Source organism: Nocardioides sp. (genome assembly GCF_004803405.1).
In the GTDB taxonomy this organism is placed as follows: Bacteria; Actinomycetota; Actinomycetes; order Propionibacteriales; family Nocardioidaceae; genus Nocardioides; species Nocardioides vastitatis.
In genome coordinates this window covers 20,269-35,761 of sequence record NZ_SSXI01000230.1, presented here as the reverse complement: position 1 = coordinate 35,761, position 15,493 = coordinate 20,269, and the positions used below count along the sequence as shown (strand labels likewise).

General features: G+C 70.7%; 14 protein-coding genes. 8 read left to right on the top strand and 6 right to left on the bottom strand.

From position 1 onward, the window contains the following. Positions 1-111 precede the first annotated feature (111 nt). The 3 genes from E7Z54_RS16745 to E7Z54_RS16735 all read right to left on the bottom strand — a co-directional run bounded on the left by E7Z54_RS16745 (position 112) and on the right by E7Z54_RS16735 (position 1,959). Positions 112-579 carry a DUF4383 domain-containing protein gene (locus E7Z54_RS16745; RefSeq protein WP_240769741.1) on the bottom strand — a complete coding sequence of 156 codons (468 nt, stop codon included), beginning with the start codon at positions 577-579 and terminating at the stop codon, positions 112-114. A 112-nt stretch (positions 580-691) separates the two neighbouring features. Further along, positions 692-1,297, bottom strand: a complete 606-nt coding sequence (locus tag E7Z54_RS16740) for a TetR/AcrR family transcriptional regulator (protein ID WP_168798385.1) — start codon at positions 1,295-1,297, stop codon at positions 692-694. 2 nt (positions 1,298-1,299) lie between these two features. Then, complete coding sequence (locus tag E7Z54_RS16735; RefSeq protein ID WP_136435630.1) at positions 1,300-1,959, bottom strand: enoyl-CoA hydratase-related protein; 660 nt, start codon at positions 1,957-1,959, stop codon at positions 1,300-1,302. A 132-nt stretch (positions 1,960-2,091) separates the two neighbouring features. Between E7Z54_RS16735 and E7Z54_RS16730 the strand changes: the two genes are divergently transcribed. Continuing rightward, the gene (locus E7Z54_RS16730) at positions 2,092-3,285 is read left to right on the top strand and encodes a glycoside hydrolase family 6 protein (RefSeq protein ID WP_136435628.1); all 1,194 of its coding nucleotides are present in this window, start codon (positions 2,092-2,094) and stop codon (positions 3,283-3,285) included. Here the strand turns inward: E7Z54_RS16730 and E7Z54_RS16725 are convergent. Beyond that, positions 3,269-4,942, bottom strand: a complete 1,674-nt coding sequence (locus E7Z54_RS16725; RefSeq protein WP_136435626.1) for an alpha-amylase family protein — start codon at positions 4,940-4,942, stop codon at positions 3,269-3,271. The genes E7Z54_RS16730 and E7Z54_RS16725 overlap by 17 nt on opposite strands. Continuing rightward, a complete protein-coding gene (locus tag E7Z54_RS16720) occupies positions 4,942-5,904 on the bottom strand; it encodes a TIGR03885 family FMN-dependent LLM class oxidoreductase (RefSeq protein ID WP_136435624.1) in 963 nt (320 codons plus the stop codon). Before E7Z54_RS16720 ends, E7Z54_RS16725 begins: the two co-directional genes overlap by 1 nt. Positions 5,905-5,995: 91 nt before the next feature. Here E7Z54_RS16720 and E7Z54_RS16715 point away from each other — a divergent pair, with 91 nt between their 5' ends. From E7Z54_RS16715 to E7Z54_RS16705, 3 genes are all read left to right on the top strand, one after another. Beyond that, positions 5,996-7,537, top strand: coding sequence for a DUF1800 domain-containing protein (locus E7Z54_RS16715; protein ID WP_168798384.1), 1,542 nt, complete (start codon positions 5,996-5,998; stop codon positions 7,535-7,537). 5 nt (positions 7,538-7,542) lie between these two features. Beyond that, the gene (locus tag E7Z54_RS16710) at positions 7,543-8,808 is read left to right on the top strand and encodes a DUF1501 domain-containing protein (RefSeq protein ID WP_136435620.1); all 1,266 of its coding nucleotides are present in this window, start codon (positions 7,543-7,545) and stop codon (positions 8,806-8,808) included. 67 nt (positions 8,809-8,875) lie between these two features. Further along, on the top strand, positions 8,876-10,450 hold the full coding sequence (locus E7Z54_RS16705; protein ID WP_136435618.1) for a DNA polymerase ligase N-terminal domain-containing protein: 1,575 nt from the start codon (positions 8,876-8,878) through the stop codon (positions 10,448-10,450). Between the two features lie 93 nt (positions 10,451-10,543). Here E7Z54_RS16705 and E7Z54_RS16700 read toward each other — a convergent pair whose 3' ends face one another. Further along, the gene (locus E7Z54_RS16700) at positions 10,544-11,104 is read right to left on the bottom strand and encodes a TetR/AcrR family transcriptional regulator (RefSeq protein ID WP_136435616.1); all 561 of its coding nucleotides are present in this window, start codon (positions 11,102-11,104) and stop codon (positions 10,544-10,546) included. A 48-nt stretch (positions 11,105-11,152) separates the two neighbouring features. Between E7Z54_RS16700 and E7Z54_RS16695 the strand changes: the two genes are divergently transcribed. From E7Z54_RS16695 to E7Z54_RS16680, 4 genes are all read left to right on the top strand, one after another. Then, positions 11,153-12,010, top strand: coding sequence for an alpha/beta hydrolase family protein (locus E7Z54_RS16695; protein WP_136435614.1), 858 nt, complete (start codon positions 11,153-11,155; stop codon positions 12,008-12,010). 202 nt (positions 12,011-12,212) lie between these two features. Next, positions 12,213-12,563, top strand: coding sequence for a type IV pilin protein (locus E7Z54_RS16690; protein WP_136435613.1), 351 nt, complete (start codon positions 12,213-12,215; stop codon positions 12,561-12,563). A gap of 77 nt (positions 12,564-12,640) precedes the next feature. Continuing rightward, a complete protein-coding gene (locus E7Z54_RS16685; RefSeq protein WP_240769740.1) occupies positions 12,641-13,759 on the top strand; it encodes a type IV pilus twitching motility protein PilT in 1,119 nt (372 codons plus the stop codon). Continuing rightward, positions 13,756-15,492, top strand: a complete 1,737-nt coding sequence (locus E7Z54_RS16680; RefSeq protein WP_136435611.1) for a GspE/PulE family protein — start codon at positions 13,756-13,758, stop codon at positions 15,490-15,492. Before E7Z54_RS16685 ends, E7Z54_RS16680 begins: the two co-directional genes overlap by 4 nt. The last annotated feature ends 1 nt before the right edge of the window (position 15,493 follow it).

The window sequence follows — 15,493 nt, the reverse complement described above, 5'->3', positions numbered from 1 at the left end:
AGGGGCCTCGGCACCGGGCCGCCGGACGCGCCTGCGCGCGGCCGTTGCGGCGCGGAGCCTCGGCCCCTCAGCTCACCCATCCCGTCAATGTCGCACGGGCCCCAGGACTGGTCAATGAGCGCGCGGCGTGGTGGTGGCCGTCGTGCCGTTGCGGCCGAGGGCCAGGCCGAGTGCGATCATCCCGAGCGCGAGCACCAGGTGGAGGATGTTGTCGGCGTCGTTGAGCGGGACGAAGTTGGCGTCGCTGTCCTGGTCGATGAGCAGCCCGTAGACGAACAGCAGGCCGTAAACGGCGCCCCCGCCGATCAGGAAGGCGCGTGCACCGCTCCACGTCCGCGCCAGTGCGAGCCCGACGAGCCCGAACAGCAGGTGCACGATGTTGTGGAGGATCGAGACCTGGAAGATGTCGAGGAGCTTGGCCTCGGACTCGTGCCCGGCGAACTTCATGTCGTCATAGCCCGTGGTGACGCCGGGGATGAACCCGAGTACGCCCACCAGCAGGAAGACGGCGGCGACGACCGTGGCCGCGGTCTGGATCGGTGTGGCGGTCATGGAACCGGGTGTGGTGGAGGTGTTCATGGCGACTCCTTGATGAGAGTTGGTGCTCGTCCGGTACCCGCGTCGGCCCAATACAGCCGGGCAGGGACTCGGGAGGTGGTTCGTCGCCCGCGGCGTCGCGGATGGGACGAGCTCACGGCGTCGGAGGGCGGACTCCGGTGATGCCGCGCACGGCCTGCTCCACCGCGTGGACGGCGAGCGGGTCGGTGGGCCCGGCGGCGGAGAGCAGCAGCTTGCCGGGCAGGTCCACCAGACAGTAGGTGACCAGCGTGGCGGCCGACCGGTCCGAGCGCCCCCACAGTCGCTCGGCCAGCTCGACGATCAGGTCCCACAGCAGGCGGCGTTGACCCTCGATCAGCGACCGCTCGGTGGGCCCCAGGTCGGCGTTCACGATGTCGCCGATCGGCACCGCCAGCAGCAGGCGAGCCGCCTGCTCGTCGGTCCTCGCGTACGTCGCCGGGGCCAGCGCCGCCGCCACGACGGCGTCCTGCGCGGTACCGGCGCGGCCCGCGTGCTCGACCGCCTCCCGCTGGAAGGCGAGGAAGGCGTCGGCCTCGCGTGCCCACACCCGGGCGAGCAGGTTGTCGCGCGAGCCGAAGGCGTTGTAGATCGCCCCGTTCGACACCCCGGACCGCGCGCTCAGCCGGCGGATCGTGAGGCCGGCCGCGCCGCCGTCGACCCACAGTGCGCGGGCGTGGTCGAGCAGCAGGTCCAGGTCGTGCGACCGCGGCCGGCCCACCGTCAGCCGCGGGGCCGCAGCGAGGCGACGACGTCGGCGAACATCGTGGCCTTGATCTGGGCGAGAGTGGCGCGGTCCTTCCCGGCGAGATGGTCGGCCGTCGCCCGGGCGAGTGCCGGCAGCTCCTCGAGGGCTCCGGCCCCGTCGACGAGCCCGGCGCTCGCGGCGTCCTCGCCGCCGTACCGTCGTCCGGTGGTCATCGACTCGAGCGCGGCGCGCGGGGTCAGCTTCGACTGGATCAGCGCGGCCATGCCCGGCGTGAACGGGATCCGGATGTCCACCTCGGGGAAGCAGAAGTAGCCGCGGTCCCGGCGCATGAATCGGTGATCGTGGGCCATCGCGAGCATCGCGCCACCGCCGAACGCGTGGCCGTTCACCGCGGCGACGGTCGGCACGGGAAGCGTGAGCATCCTCGCCAGCAGGTCCTCCACGCGCGCGACGTACGAGGTCATCTCCTCAGGGTGGGCACCGAGCCAGTCGAGGTCGAGCCCGTTGGAGTAGAACCGGCCCCCGCCGGTGGTGACGAGCACGGCCGGCTCCGTGGAGTCGGCGACGGCGTCGAGGGTGTCGGTGACCGAGGCGAGCCAGTCGGGGGAGAAGCGGTTCTCGTCGTCGCCGAGGTCGAGGGTCCAGACCGGACCGTCCTGGGTCAGCTGGGGCATGCGTGGCCTGCTTTCGATGATTATGGAGCAATCGCTCCGGAACCGTAGCAGAGCAGATGCTCCAGAACAATCGCCGGTGAGACCGCGCGCGGACGCCTACGGTTTCGGCTGCCGCTGTCGAAGGGAGAGGCGATGAATACGATGCGCAGGCTTCTCGCCACGTCGGTCGCCGTCGCAGTCCCGCTGCTCCTTGCGGTGAGCCTGGTGGGCCCGTCGGAGGCTGCGCTCTCCGCCAACCCGAGCAACCCTCTCGCCAAGCCCGGGCCGTGGAACCACTCCACGATCGCCACCCGCGCGAACCCCGAGTTCACCAACTACCGGGACGAGCCGGACCCGGCCAGGAAGGCCGCGTTGGCCAAGATCGCGAAGTCGCCGAAGGCCCGCTGGTTCGCCAACTGCCGCTCGTGCAACGTCGACAGCGTGCGCAAGAACGTGGCCGCCTACGTCGTCGACGCGCAGCGGAGCAACCCCGACGCACTGGTGCAGCTGGCCATCTTCGGGCTGTGGCCCGACGGCGAGGTCGTCGACGGCAAGCGCCCGGCCATGTCGTGGTCCATGGAGCGCTACCAGCGGTGGATCCGCCAGATCGCGGCCGGCATCGGCACGGCGCGGGTCGCCATAATCCTCGAGCCCGACCTGGCGATCTCCGCCAACCACGCCAACGGCGGACGCGAGCTGCGCGACCCGACCCCGGGCGTCCGGATGCGGATGACGGCCTGGGCTGCGAGATACCTCTCCCAGACGCTGCGCCGCGAGGCGATCTACATCGACGCCGGCTCCGCGGACTGGCTCTACGTCGACGAGGCCGTCCGGCTGCTCCGCGCCAGCGGCGTCCAGTACGTGCGGGGCTTCGCGCTCGGCGCCACGCACTACGACTCGGTGGCCTCCAACGTCGCGTTCGCGGCGAAGGTGAGCGCGGCCCTCTCCCGGGGCGGGATCCGGGGCAAGCGCGCCGTCATCGACACCGCCGACAACGGCACCCCGTTCACGTGGAAGCAGTGGGATGCCCGGTGGGGCGCGAAGTATCGGGCCACGCGCAACGAGTACTACCAGTTCGACAACACCCCCACCTGCGGTTCGCGCACCGAGCGGGTCTGCCAGTCGCTCGGCCATCGGCCGACCTGGAACCCGGTCGGCCCCGAGTCGGCCAAGCTCGGGCTCGGCCCCGACGCCCCCGGGCTCCGGCAGCAGGCGGCACGCGTGGTCGACGGCTACCTGTGGTTCGGCAGGGGCTGGCGCTGGATGCAGCAGGGGGGCCTCGACTCGCGGACCGAGTTCCGCTCGGTGCGGATGGCGAACTCGACCAGGTTCACCCAGGCGCGCTAGTCCGCAGCCAGCGATGGCCGTAGCCGTCGAGCGCGAGCTCGACGGCCCCGGCAGGTCCGGCCTCGAACCGCTTGTGGGCGAACAGGTCGTGGAGGAAGGTGGGCCCGTCGGCCGCGAGGTCAGCGGGATCGAGCTGGACCGTCGCCGTCACCGACTGCGCCGAGAGGTTGTGCACGGCGATCACCGACGACCCCTGCCAGCTGCAGCGGTGCGCGAGCACCTGGCGGTGCTGCTGTGGCAGTACGGCGAACTCGCCCCAGCCCAGCTCGGGGCACTCCCGGTAGGTCTGGATCAGCTCGCGCAGGAAGCTCCACAGGGACTGCGGATCGTGTCTCTGGTCGGCGACGTTCACGTGCTGGGGACCGTAGCCGCCGGGCACCGGCCGCTGCACGAGACGGCGGGGCGACGCCGTCGAGAAGCCGCCGTTGGGGGAGGAGTCCCACTGCATCGGCGTACGCACAGCCATCCGGCCCTCGGCCTCCAGATCCTCGCCCATGCCGATCTCCTCGCCGTAGTACAGCGTCGGCGTGCCCGGCAGGCTGAAGAGCAGGCTGTAGGCCATCCGGAGGCGGCGCGGGTCGCCGTCCAGCATCGGGGGCAGGCGGCGCTTGAGGCCCCGCCCGTAGAGCTGCATCGACGGCTCAGGCCCGAACGCCGCGAACACCTCCTGCCGCTCGCGCTCGGAGAGCTTGTCGAGGGTGAGCTCGTCGTGGTTGCGGACGAAGGTCGCCCACTGGCAGTCGGGATGCACCTTCGGCCGCGCCTTCAGCGCCCTCGCCAAGGGGCGCGCGTCCTCGCGGGCCATGGCCAGGTAGAGCGACTGCATCCCGATGAAGTCGAACATCATGGTGAGCTCGTCGCCGTCGGAGCCGCCGAAGTAGGCGCGTTGGTCCTTGTGCGGAAGGTTCACCTCGCCGAGCAGGATCGCGTCGCCGCGTCGTCGCCCGAGGAAGGACCGCAGCGCCTTGAGGTACTCGTGCGGGTCGCCCGGCACGTCGTCGCGCGTGGTGTCGATGTCGGCGACCAGGAACGGCACGGCGTCCACCCGGAAGCCGGCCAGGCCGAGCTGCAGCCACAGCCCGATCGACTTCGCGATCTGGTCGCGCACCTCGGGATTGGCGAAGTTGAGATCGGGCTGGTGGGAGTAGAAGTGGTGCAGGTACCACTCGCCGGTGCGCTCGTCGAGACTCCAGATGCTGTCCTCCCGGTCGGGGAAGACCACCTGCTTGGAGGTGTCCTCGGGTGGGTCGGACCGCCAGACGTAGTAGTCACGGAACGGGTTGTCCCGACTGCGGCGGGCCGCCTTGAACCACGGGTGCTTGTCAGAGGTGTGGTTGACGACGAGGTCGGCGACGACCCGGATGCCGCGGTCAGCCGCCGTCCGGAGCAGCTCGACCAGGTCCCCGTGCGTCCCGAGCCTGGAGTCGACGCCGAACAGGTCGGTGACGTCGTACCCGTCGTCCCGGTCGGGGGTGGGGAAGAAGGGCATCAGCCACAGGCAGGTCACTCCGAGCTCGGCGAGGTAGTCGATCCGCTGCGTGAGGCCGGCGATGTCCCCGATCCCGTCACCGTCGGAGTCCTGGAAGGTCTCGATGTCGACGCAGTAGACGACCGCGTTCTTCCACCACAGGTCGCCGGTGCTGACTCCGCCTGTCATCACGCCGCCCGGAGCTTCGGGAGGACCTGCTCCCCGAAGGCGTCGATGAACGCCGCCTGCGACTGTCCGACGTGGTGGAGATAGATCTCGTCGAAGCCGAGGTCGGCGTACGCGCGCAGCCGGTCGCAGTGCCACTCGAGGTCGGAGGACACGTCGACCACGGTGCGCACCTGCTCGGGCGTCACGCCCTCGGAGATGGCATCGAACCCCTCGGCCGTCTCGGTGTCCCAGCAGACCGGCTCTGCGAACACGTTGCTGCGCCACTGGTCGTGGGCGATCGCCTCGGCCTCTGTCGCGGTCGGCGCCCACGAGAGGTGGACCTGGAGAGCGATCGCTCCGGACCCGCCCGCGCCCCGGTAGGCGTCGATCATCCTCCGCAGCTGCTCGAGCGGCTGGTTCACGGTGACCATGCCCTCGCCCCACGCCGCGACACGGGAGGCGCTCGGCAGCGACACCGCCGGTGCCGCGAGCCGTGGTCGTGGTTCCGGCACCTCCCACAGTCTCGCCCGGTCGACGGTGACCAACCCGTCGTGGCTGACCTCCTCGCCCTCGAGCAGCCGTCGGATCACCTCGACACACTCCTCCAGCCGCCTGGTGCGGACCTCCTTGCGCGGCCACCGCTCGCCGGTGATGTGCTCGTTGGAGGCCTCACCGCTCCCGAGCGCCACCCAGAACCGCCCGGGGAACATCGACCCGAGGGTGCCGATCGCCTGCGCCAGCACGGCCGGGTGGTAGCGCTGACCCGGAGCGCTCACGGTGCCGAAGGTCAGCCCGGTCGTTGCCAGGGCCGCACCCAGCCAGGACCAGGAGTAGGCCGAGTGCCCCTGCCGGCTGCTCCACGGCGAGAAGTGGTCCGAGCACATGGCCACCTCGAACCCCGCCTGCTCGGCGCGCTGGACGTCGGCGAGCAGCTGTGCGGGCGGGATCTGCTCGTGGCTGGCGTGGATGCCGTAGCGGGTCATACCTCCCCCGATAACCGCTGGTCGTGCCCACAGACCCAGTTCGTGCCGGGCGGTCGCTCAGGCGGCCGGCTCGCGGGCCGATCAAGAGTTGGTGACCCCCACTCGTCGATCGCTCGTCGCCGCCACCGCAACCGGTGCGGGCGTCGCGCTGGTGGCGAGTCCGGCCGAGGCAGCGGGGTATCGGGTACGCGCCTACACCCGGACCAAGATCCCCGCCCCCGCGACGTTGCACGCACTCCAGCGCCTCACGGCCGGCTACACCCCGGCGCTGCTCCGGCAGGTCGGCGCAGCGGGTGGCTTCGGGCGATGGTTCGACCGCCAGCTCCGTGGGCACTACGACGACGGGTGGTACTCGGCCACGGCCAGGTGGTGGCACTCGATCAACGCCTCCGAGGCCGACCTCTGGCAGCGGCAGAAGGACGGCGTGGAGATGTTCTGGCGCGCCGACGCGAACTACCAGTGCTGGGCGATGGTGCGCCGCGTCGGCTCGCAGCGCCAGGTGCTGGAGACCATGGCCGAGTTCTGGGAGCACCACTTCCACGTGCCTGCCAACGGCGAGGTCGGGCCGTTCCGGACGTCCTACGGGAAGACGATCCGAGGCCTCGCGCTGACTCGCTTCGACCAGCTGCTCCCAGCCGCAGTCACCCATCCGGCGATGTCGGTCTACCTGAACAACGCGAACTCGAACAAGTCCGCGCCCAACGAGAACCTCGGTCGGGAGCTGCTCGAGCTGCACACGGTCGGCCGCGGCCACTACACCGAGGACGACGTCAAGAGCTCCGCTCGGATCCTCACCGGGTTCCGGGTCGGACTGTGGTCGGACTGGAAGGCCTGGTACGACCCCACCCGTCACTGGACCGGGCCGGTGCAGGTGATGGACTTCGCGCACCCCAACGCCGACCCCGACGGCCGGGCCGCGCTGGGCGCCTACCTGCGCTACCTGGCCCACCACCCCGCCACGGCGCGCCGCATCGCCCACAAGCTGGCCGTGCGCTTCGTCTCCGACAGCCCGCCGGCCGACCTCGTCGACCACCTCGCGAGGGTCTACCTCGCCAACAAGACCGCGATCGGGCCGGTGCTGCGGGCCCTGGTGGCGAGCTCGGCCTTCCGCGCGTCGGCGGGCAAGAAGGTGCGCACCCCGTCCGAGGACGTCGTGGCCACCTACCGCGCGATCGGCGCCCGGTTCACGACAGGGCCGTCGGCCAGCAACGACTCCTCCGCCGCGAACGCGATCCTCTGGCAGTCCAGCTCCTTGGGTCTGCCGGCGTTCGGCTGGCAGCGACCCGACGGACGTCCGGACAACGGCGCGGCATGGTCGTCGACCTCGCGGTTCCTGGCATCGCTGGACCTGCACTACACGGTGTCGGGCGGATGGTGGCCGAAGGTCGGCGTGGCCTACCGTCGGCCGGCCGCTTGGCTACCGCAGCCGAGGATCAGGTTCGACCATCTCGTCGACCACCTCTCCCGCACGATCCTGGGTCGAGGCTCCACGCCGCTGCTGCTGCGGGTCGCCTGCGAGGCCGCCGGCTGTGGTCCGGCAGCGGTGATCACGACCGGGCACCGGATCGTGCGCTGGGAGATGGCCCGCCTGGTGACCGTGTTCCTCGACTCCCCGACCCACATGACCAGGTGAAGCAGATGACGACCGAGACCTGCGGCTGCCCCGAGTACTCCCGGCTGGAGGGCGGGCTGTCCCGGCGCGGCCTGTTCCGTGGTGCGGCCGCCGTCGGCGCGGGCCTCACCTCCGTGGCCACCGTCGGCACGGCGTTCATCGAGACGTCGTACGCCGCCACCCGGTCGGCGCCGGCCGTCCTCGTGGTCTTGTCGATGCGTGGCGCGGTGGACGGGATGAGCCTGGTCGTGCCGCACGCCGATCCCGTGTACTACGCCGCGCGCCCGCGGATCGCGATCCCCTCCGAGCGGCTGCTCGCCAAGGACGGCTTCTTCGGCCTTCATCCCCACCTGGAACCCCTGCTGCCGCTGTGGGACGCCGGGCGGATGGCGACGGTCCACGCGACCGGCCTCCCGGTGCCGAACCGGTCGCACTTCGCAGCGATCGAGCAGGTCGAGGACGCCGACCCTGGATCCGCCGCGCGGGTCGGCTGGCTCAACCGCCTGATCGGGCGCGACACCTACACCAACCCGCTCGAGGCCATCCAGTTCGGTGAGTCGGTCACGCCGATGTCGTTGAGCGGGCCGCAGCCGAGCGTCGCCGTCAGCAAGGTGAGCGACATGCGCCTCCCGGGCGCCGACAAGTGGGACACCGGCGGCCGGCGCCCGCGCTCGATGCGCACCATGTGGGGGAGCGTGCCAGGCCCGCTGGGTGCCGGCGCCCGGGCGGCGATGCAGGCGATCGCCGACTTCGGTCCGGTGCGCGCCACCTCGGAGACGCCCGCCAACGCAGCCACCTATCCGCGCGGGGACTTCGGCGAGTCGCTGGCCTCCGCTGCCCGGACGATCCGCGGCGACGTCGGCGCCGAGGTGATCGCCATCGACTACGGGTCCTGGGACCACCACGTGGACCTCGGCACGCTGGCGTGGGGCCAGATGCAGCGGATGACGAAGGAGCTCGCCGACGGCATCGCCGCGTTCTTCACCGACCTCGGGCCGCTCGCTTCGAAGGTCACCTTGGTGACGCTCTCGGAGTTCGGCCGCCGGACCAAGGAGAACGCCAACTACGGCCTCGACCACGGCCATGGCAACGTGATGATGCTCTTCGGGGCGGGCGTGAAGGGCGGCTACTACGGGAACTGGCCGGGCCTGACCGACGAGGCCAACGGCGACCTGCTCGTGACCACCGACTACCGGAGCGTGCTGTCGGAGATCGCCGTCAAGCGGATGGGCGCCTCGTCCGCGCAGGTGTTCCCCGGGTTCCAGCCGGAGCCGGTGGGCGTCCTCGTCTGATTCCCTCCGATGGTCGACCCGTATGGCCGCCTCGTATGGCGGACCCGTGCCGGGGCACCGCAGGAGCATGGGCGACCTGGCGACGTACCGACGCAAGCGGGACTTCCGGCGCACGCCGGAGCCGTCGGGCGGTCGGACGCGCCAGGACGGCGAGGCGAGCGGTGAGCGCCGGTTCGTCGTTCAGCGCCACCGAGCCAGCCGCCTGCACTACGACCTGAGGTTCGAGATCGACGGGGTGCTCGTCAGCTGGGCCGTCCCCAAGGGGCCGACCCTGGATCCATCGGTGAAGCGGATGGCCGTGCACGTGGAGGACCACCCGATCGACTACATCGACTTCGAGGGCGTGATCCCGAAGGACGAGTACGGCGGGGGCGACGTGATCGTCTGGGACGCGGGCACGTGGGAGCCGGCGAAGGGCGAGGATCCCGCCGCGCAGCTGGAGAAGGGCGAGCTGCACGCCGAGGTGCACGGGGAGAAGCTGCGCGGGCGACTGGTCCTGGTGCGGCGCGGGGAGGCCGGCGACAAGGAGCAGTGGCTGCTGCTCCACAAGAAGGACCGGCACGCCGTGGAGGGCTGGGACCCGGAGCAGCACCCGCGCTCGGTGATCAGCGGGCGCACCAACGAGGAGGTCAAGGCCGACCCCGACAAGCTGTGGCGCTCCGGTGTCCCGGCGGAGGAGGCGGAGGTCTCGCTGCTCCCCGATCCCGTGTCCGAGGAGACGATCGTGGCCCTCGAGGAGCTCGGTGAGGAGGGGACCTGGGAGATCTTCGACCGCACGCTGAAGGTCACCAATCTCGACAAGGTCCTCTTCCCCGGAGACCCGCCGGTCACCAAGCGAGAGTTCCTCGCGTACGTCGCGCGGGCCGCTCCGATCTCCCTGCCCTACCTCGAGGGGCGGGCGATCAACCTGCACCGCTATCCGGACGGCGCCGAGACCAAGGGCTTCTGGCACAAGGAGCTCCCCAAGCACGCGCCGGACTGGCTGCCCCGCTGGGACAACCCCGAGGCCGACCCCGGGGAGACGCAGACCTACCTGGTGGTGGACGAGCCCGCGGCGCTGCTGTGGGCCGCGAACTTCGGTGCGCTGGAGTGGCACCCGTGGACGTCGCGCACGACGGCGATGCACGAGCCGACCTACGCGCTGGTCGACCTCGACCCCGGCGAGAGGACCTCCTGGGACGAACTGCTGCAGCTCGCGCGGCTGCACCGCACCGCGCTGGAGCACCTCGGCGTGACCGCACGGGCCAAGGTCACCGGCAAGCGCGGTATCCAGATCTGGATCCCGATCCGCGCCGGCTACTCCTTCGACGAGACCCGGGCGTGGACCGAGAAGCTCTCGAAGACGGTCGGCAAGGTGCTGCCGGACCTCGTCAGCTGGAAGTGGGAGAAGAAGGCGCGCGGGGGACTGGCCCGCCTCGACTACACCCAGAACGCGATCAACAAGACGCTGGTGGCGCCGTACTCGACGCGGCCGGCCGCCGAGGCGCCGGTGTCGGTGCCGATCGGCTGGGACGAGCTCGACGACCCGGACCTGCGGCCGGACAGGTGGACGATCCGGACCGTTCTCGACCGGCTCGAGCGACGAGGCGACCCGTTCCGGACCCTGCTCGGGGTCGAGCAGGAGCTGCCCGAGATCACCTGAGACACGCCGCGGATCCGCCCGCAGCCGCGCGTGGCAGCCTGTCGGCAGATGGTCGAGCACGTCGAGGCGATAAGGCCGGCTCAGCGCTGACGCCTAGCGAGCGGCGCTGGCCCTGATCATCGCTCGCAGCTCCTCGCTCACGTCCTCCAAAGGGCGCATCGAGCGCTCGGCCCGGCACAGGGCGACACCACCCTCCAGGGCGGCGATGACCGTCCGCGCCAGCCGCGGCGCGTGGTCGGCGCTGGTGCCGGCGTCGACGAGCACTGCGACGAGCCGGTCCTGCCACATCGAGAAGACGTCGGTGGCGGTCTGGCGCAGCTCCGGGTCGTCCTCGGTGGCGACCGCGAGCACCGCACAACCGGTCCGGAAGCCACTCTCCTCGAGCACCGTCCGCCACTGCGCCACGAGGGCGTCCAGGGCGCCGTCCACACCGCCCTCACGCGACGACTCGATGAGCCGGGTGACGCGCTCGCCGAGGAACCGTACCGACTCGTCGACGAGCTGCTGCTTGCCACCGGGGAAGTGGTGGTACGTCGAGCCGAGCGGTACGCCCGCCTCCTTCGCGAGGTCGCGCAGGCTGGTCGCGCCCGGTCCGCGGGTGCCGACCATCCGGGCAGCACCGACCACCATTCGGGAGCGAGTGTCGCGGGCCATGGGCACATCCTATTGCGCGGCGTATGACGATCGTCATATTCTCGGCCCATGGAATATAACACTCGTCATAACCTCGGTTCGAGCGTCGTCGCCGACGACGGTCGGGAGCTCCCGCTCGTGACCTACGAGCCCGCGCAGGCGCCGGTGGGCGTCGTCCTCGTCGTGCCGGCGATGGCGACGGCCGCCTCGTTCTACGAGCCGTTCTGCCGCTGGCTGGCCGAGCAGGGGTTCCGCGCGGTGACCTTCGACTACCGCGGCATGGGCGGGCCTGCGCAGATGCGGGCCGAGACCGCGGACGTCGACCGCTGGTTCGCCGATGCCGCCCTGATCCTGGACGCCGTCGCGGACGCGGCGGACGGCCTCCCCATCACCTGGGTCGGTCACAGCCTCGGCGGCCAGATGGTGCCGTTCGTCGACCACGGTCGGCTGGCGCAGGTGATCACCGTCGCGGCAGGCGACGGCTACTGGCGCCGCAATGCGCCGCGCATCAAGTGGGTGACGCCGCTCCTGTTCGCGGTCGTGGCTCCACTCGCGATCCGGGTGGCGGGCTACTACCCAGGGTCACGGCTGCGGATGCTCGCCGACGTACCGGCCGGCGCGATGCGGCAGTGGGGGCGCTGGTGCCGGCACCCGGAGTACCTCCAGGCCGACCACCCCGAGGCGCCGGGCCTCTTCGCCTCGGTCAAGGCGCCGCTGATGTCGCTGTCGTTCGAGGACGACGAGCTGTTGAGCGCCGAGAGCATCAAGCACCTCCACGACTGGTACGTCAACGCCGACCAGGTGCGCCAGCGGTACTCGCCGGCACAGCTCGACGGGCGCCGGGTCGGCCACCACGGGTTCTTCCGGAAGGCCAACGTCGACCTGTGGGAGGAGCTGGTGCTGCCGTGGGTGGCCTCGGCGGTCTGAAGGCGGCCGCCCGTGACCGCTGATCGGCGATAAAGGCCAGATATGACGAGAAATTGGTAAAAGTATCTGTGATTGAAAAGTAAAGAAACGGGACGATAGCGGGAATATTTCGTCGTTCCCATAACGCGAGATCGGTGCCGGTGTTTCTGTTGGCACAGCACTCGGGGGCTGCCACATACTCCGAGATGCTAAGGACAAAACCATGCTTCGAAACGCACTTTCCCGCGCCCGCAACGTCCGTCGTGACGAGGGTGGATTCACCCTGATCGAGCTCCTGATCGTCATCGTGATCCTGGGCATCCTGGCCGCGATCGTGGCGTTCTCCGTCCGCGGCATCGTGGACCGGGGTGGCGTCTCGGCCTGCAAGGCCGAGGTCAAGACCGTCGCCACCGCCGAGGAGGCGCACTACGCCAAGAACGGCAGCTACGCCACCATTGCGAACCTGCAGTCCGGGGGCTTCCTCCGGGCCGGCACTCCGGAGTACGTCGCCAGCGCCGACGCTGCCAACGGCAGCCTGACCATGGTTGCCGACGCGCCCTGCTCTGCTGGCTGACCCGAGGACGCTCGTTCCAGCGGAGGGCCGCCGCTCGGCGGCGGCCCTCCTTCGGACCTTCCGGAAGGCGCAAACCCTTGTCCTCCCACCTGCACCGCATCGGTGACCGCGTCGACCGCCTCCTCGAGGCGCTCTGGGACGCGAAGGGCACCGACCTTCTCCTGACCGTCGGCCTGCCGCCGATGATCCGCGTCGACGGCAACCTCGCCCCCGTCACTGGTGAGCCGGTGCTCACCGCCGACGACACCGACGCCCTGGTCGCCGAGGTGCTCCTGCCCGAGCAGCACGGCGCCTGGGATGCTCGGAAGGAGTACGACTTCTCGTTCTCCTGGCGCGAGCACGCTCGGATCCGCGGCAACGCCTTCACCCAGCGCGGCCTGACCGCCGTGGCGCTGCGGATGATCCCGCGGACGATCCCGAACCCGGACGACCTCGGGCTGCCGCCGATCCTGCGTGACCTGTCGCTGAAGCACCAGGGCATGATCCTGATGACCGGACCCACGGGCTCCGGCAAGTCGACGACGCTCGCCTCGCTGGTCGGGCTGATCAACGAGACCCGCGGCTGCCACATCATCACCGTCGAGGACCCGATCGAGTACGTCCACGACCACAAGCGCGCCGCAGTCAACCAGCGCGAGGTCGGCACCGACACCGACAGCTTCCACAACGCCCTCCGGTCCGTGCTGCGCGAGGACCCCGACGTGCTGCTGGTCGGCGAGATGCGCGACCTGGAGTCGATTGCGTTCGCACTCACCGTGGCCGAGACCGGGCACCTGGTGTTCGCCACCCTGCACACCAACGACACCGCCCAGTCGCTGGGCCGGATGATCGACGTCTTCCCCGCCGAGCAGCAGGCGCAGATCCGGGTGCAGCTCGCGGCCGCACTGAGCTGTGTGGTCTACCAGCGGCTGATCCCTCGCATCGGCGGCGGAATGGTGGCTGCCCACGAGGTCCTGGTCGCCACCCCGTCGGTGCGCAACCTGATCAAGGAGGGCAAGACCCACCAGCTGCGCAACTCGCTGGTCACCGGGTCACGGGACGGCATGGTCACCCTCGAGCAGTCGCTCTCCCACCTGGTGCAGCAGGGCGTCGTGGCCGAGCAGGACGCGGTCGCCCGCAGCCTCTATCCCAAGGACATCGAGGCCCGCCCGCGGTTCAGCGCGGGCGTCGGCGTCCCGGCGGCGCAGCAGCGATGAAGGTCAGGAGCAAGCACCGGGCCGATCCCGTCTCGTCCGCTCCGAGCCGGGACGAGGACGAGGAGCGTCTCGCGAGGGTCCTGGTCGCGGCCGGTCTGGTCGAGCCCTACCAGGTCGACGCGGCGCGCGCCTCGAAGGACGGCGCGACCCTCGCGCAGCGGCTGATCTCCTCGGGGCTGGTCAAGGACGAGCTGATCGCCCGCGCCGTCGCAGCCCACTACGGCACGGTCCTCCTCGACTTCCGCCACACCACCCCGGACCCGGAGGCGGCGGCGGTGCTGCCCCGCGACCAGGCGGTGGCACTCCAGGCCCTGCCGATCTCGGTCGAGGACGACGCCGTCACGGTGGCCGTGGTCGATCCGTCGCCGGCGCGGGTGAAGGCGGTGACCGCAGCGGTCGGGCGGCCCGTGCGCGCCGTCGTCGCGACCCACCGGGACCTCGAGCGAGCGATGGCCACGGCCTATCGCGCGACCAAGGACGTCGGCAGCCACGTGCAGGCGTTCGAGGCGCGGGACGCCCTGCGTCGCGAGGCGTCCCATCTCGACGGGGTCAGCGCCAGCGAGGACGCGCCCGTCGTCCGGGTGGTCCAGATGATCATCACCCAGGGCCTCCGCGACCGCGCGTCCGACATCCACGTCGAGCCGACCGGTGACCGGGTCCGGGTCCGCTACCGCATCGACGGCGCCCTGGCCGACGTGCTGGACCTGCCGGGCTCGATCGGCCCGGCGCTGGTCAGCCGGGTGAAGATCCTGGGCGGGATGAACATCGTCGAGCGCCGGCGCCCGCAGGACGGCCAGATCAGCATCACCGTCGAGGGCCGCGAGGTCGACATCCGGGTCGCCACCACGGCGGTGGTCGGGGGCGAGAAGGTCGTGATGCGGCTGCTCGACAAGAGCCGGTCTCTCTTCAAGCTCGAGCAGCTCGGCATGCCGCCGGACACCGCCGACCGCTATAGCGCGCTGATCCACTCGCCCTACGGCATGGTCATCTGCGCGGGTCCCACCGGCGGCGGCAAGACCACCACGCTCTACGCGTCCCTGGGCGAGCTCAACAGCCCCGACCGCAACCTGATGACGATCGAAGACCCGGTGGAGTACACCTTCGACTCCATCAACCAGATCCAGATCAACGAGCAGGCCGGCATCACCTTCGCCGGTGGGCTCAAGTCGATCCTGCGTCAGGACCCCGACATCATCCTGGTCGGCGAGATCCGGGACGTCGACACCGCGCGGATCGCCGTGCAGTCCGCGCTGACCGGCCACCTGGTCCTCTCCTCGCTGCACGCCACCGAGGCGGTGTCCGCGCTCTACCGGCTGCTGGACATGGGCATCGAGTCGTTCCTGATCGCCTCCTCGGTGACGGCGGTGGTCGCGCAGCGCCTGGTCCGGCGCAGCTGCACCTCGTGCCTGGCGGTCTACCAGCCGTCGCCCGAGGAGCTCGGCTTCCTGCGCGCCTTCGGCGCCGGCGAGCCCGAGGGCGGGTTCGTGCACGGCACCGGCTGCCACTTCTGCGCCCACACGGGGTTCATGGAGCGGATCGGCGTCTACGAGCTGCTCGTGGTGACCGACGAGGTGCGCGAGCTGATCATCGAGCGTGCGCCGCACGACCAGATGCGCAAGGTGGCCCGGACCCAGGGCATGCGAACCCTCCAGGAGCAGGCCGTGCGGCTGGTCGAGAACGGCACCACCACGGCCGCCGAAGTGATGCGCTCCATCTATGTCGCAGGAGTCTGAC

Bases quoted from the DNA above. Each gene is read 5' to 3' on its own strand.
- E7Z54_RS16710 (WP_136435620.1), top strand. From the start codon at position 7,543: ATGACGACCGAGACCTGCGGCTGCCCCGAGTACTCCCGGCTGGAGGGC.
- E7Z54_RS16700 (WP_136435616.1), bottom strand. From the start codon at position 11,104: ATGGCCCGCGACACTCGCTCCCGAATGGTGGTCGGTGCTGCCCGGATG.
- E7Z54_RS16725 (WP_136435626.1), bottom strand. From the start codon at position 4,942: ATGACAGGCGGAGTCAGCACCGGCGACCTGTGGTGGAAGAACGCGGTC.
- E7Z54_RS16690 (WP_136435613.1), top strand. From the start codon at position 12,213: ATGCTTCGAAACGCACTTTCCCGCGCCCGCAACGTCCGTCGTGACGAG.
- E7Z54_RS16730 (WP_136435628.1), top strand. From the start codon at position 2,092: ATGAATACGATGCGCAGGCTTCTCGCCACGTCGGTCGCCGTCGCAGTC.
- E7Z54_RS16735 (WP_136435630.1), bottom strand. From the start codon at position 1,959: ATGCCCCAGCTGACCCAGGACGGTCCGGTCTGGACCCTCGACCTCGGC.
- E7Z54_RS16720 (WP_136435624.1), bottom strand. From the start codon at position 5,904: ATGACCCGCTACGGCATCCACGCCAGCCACGAGCAGATCCCGCCCGCA.
- E7Z54_RS16680 (WP_136435611.1), top strand. From the start codon at position 13,756: ATGAAGGTCAGGAGCAAGCACCGGGCCGATCCCGTCTCGTCCGCTCCG.
- E7Z54_RS16695 (WP_136435614.1), top strand. From the start codon at position 11,153: ATGGAATATAACACTCGTCATAACCTCGGTTCGAGCGTCGTCGCCGAC.
- E7Z54_RS16745 (WP_240769741.1), bottom strand. From the start codon at position 579: ATGAACACCTCCACCACACCCGGTTCCATGACCGCCACACCGATCCAG.
- E7Z54_RS16705 (WP_136435618.1), top strand. From the start codon at position 8,876: ATGGGCGACCTGGCGACGTACCGACGCAAGCGGGACTTCCGGCGCACG.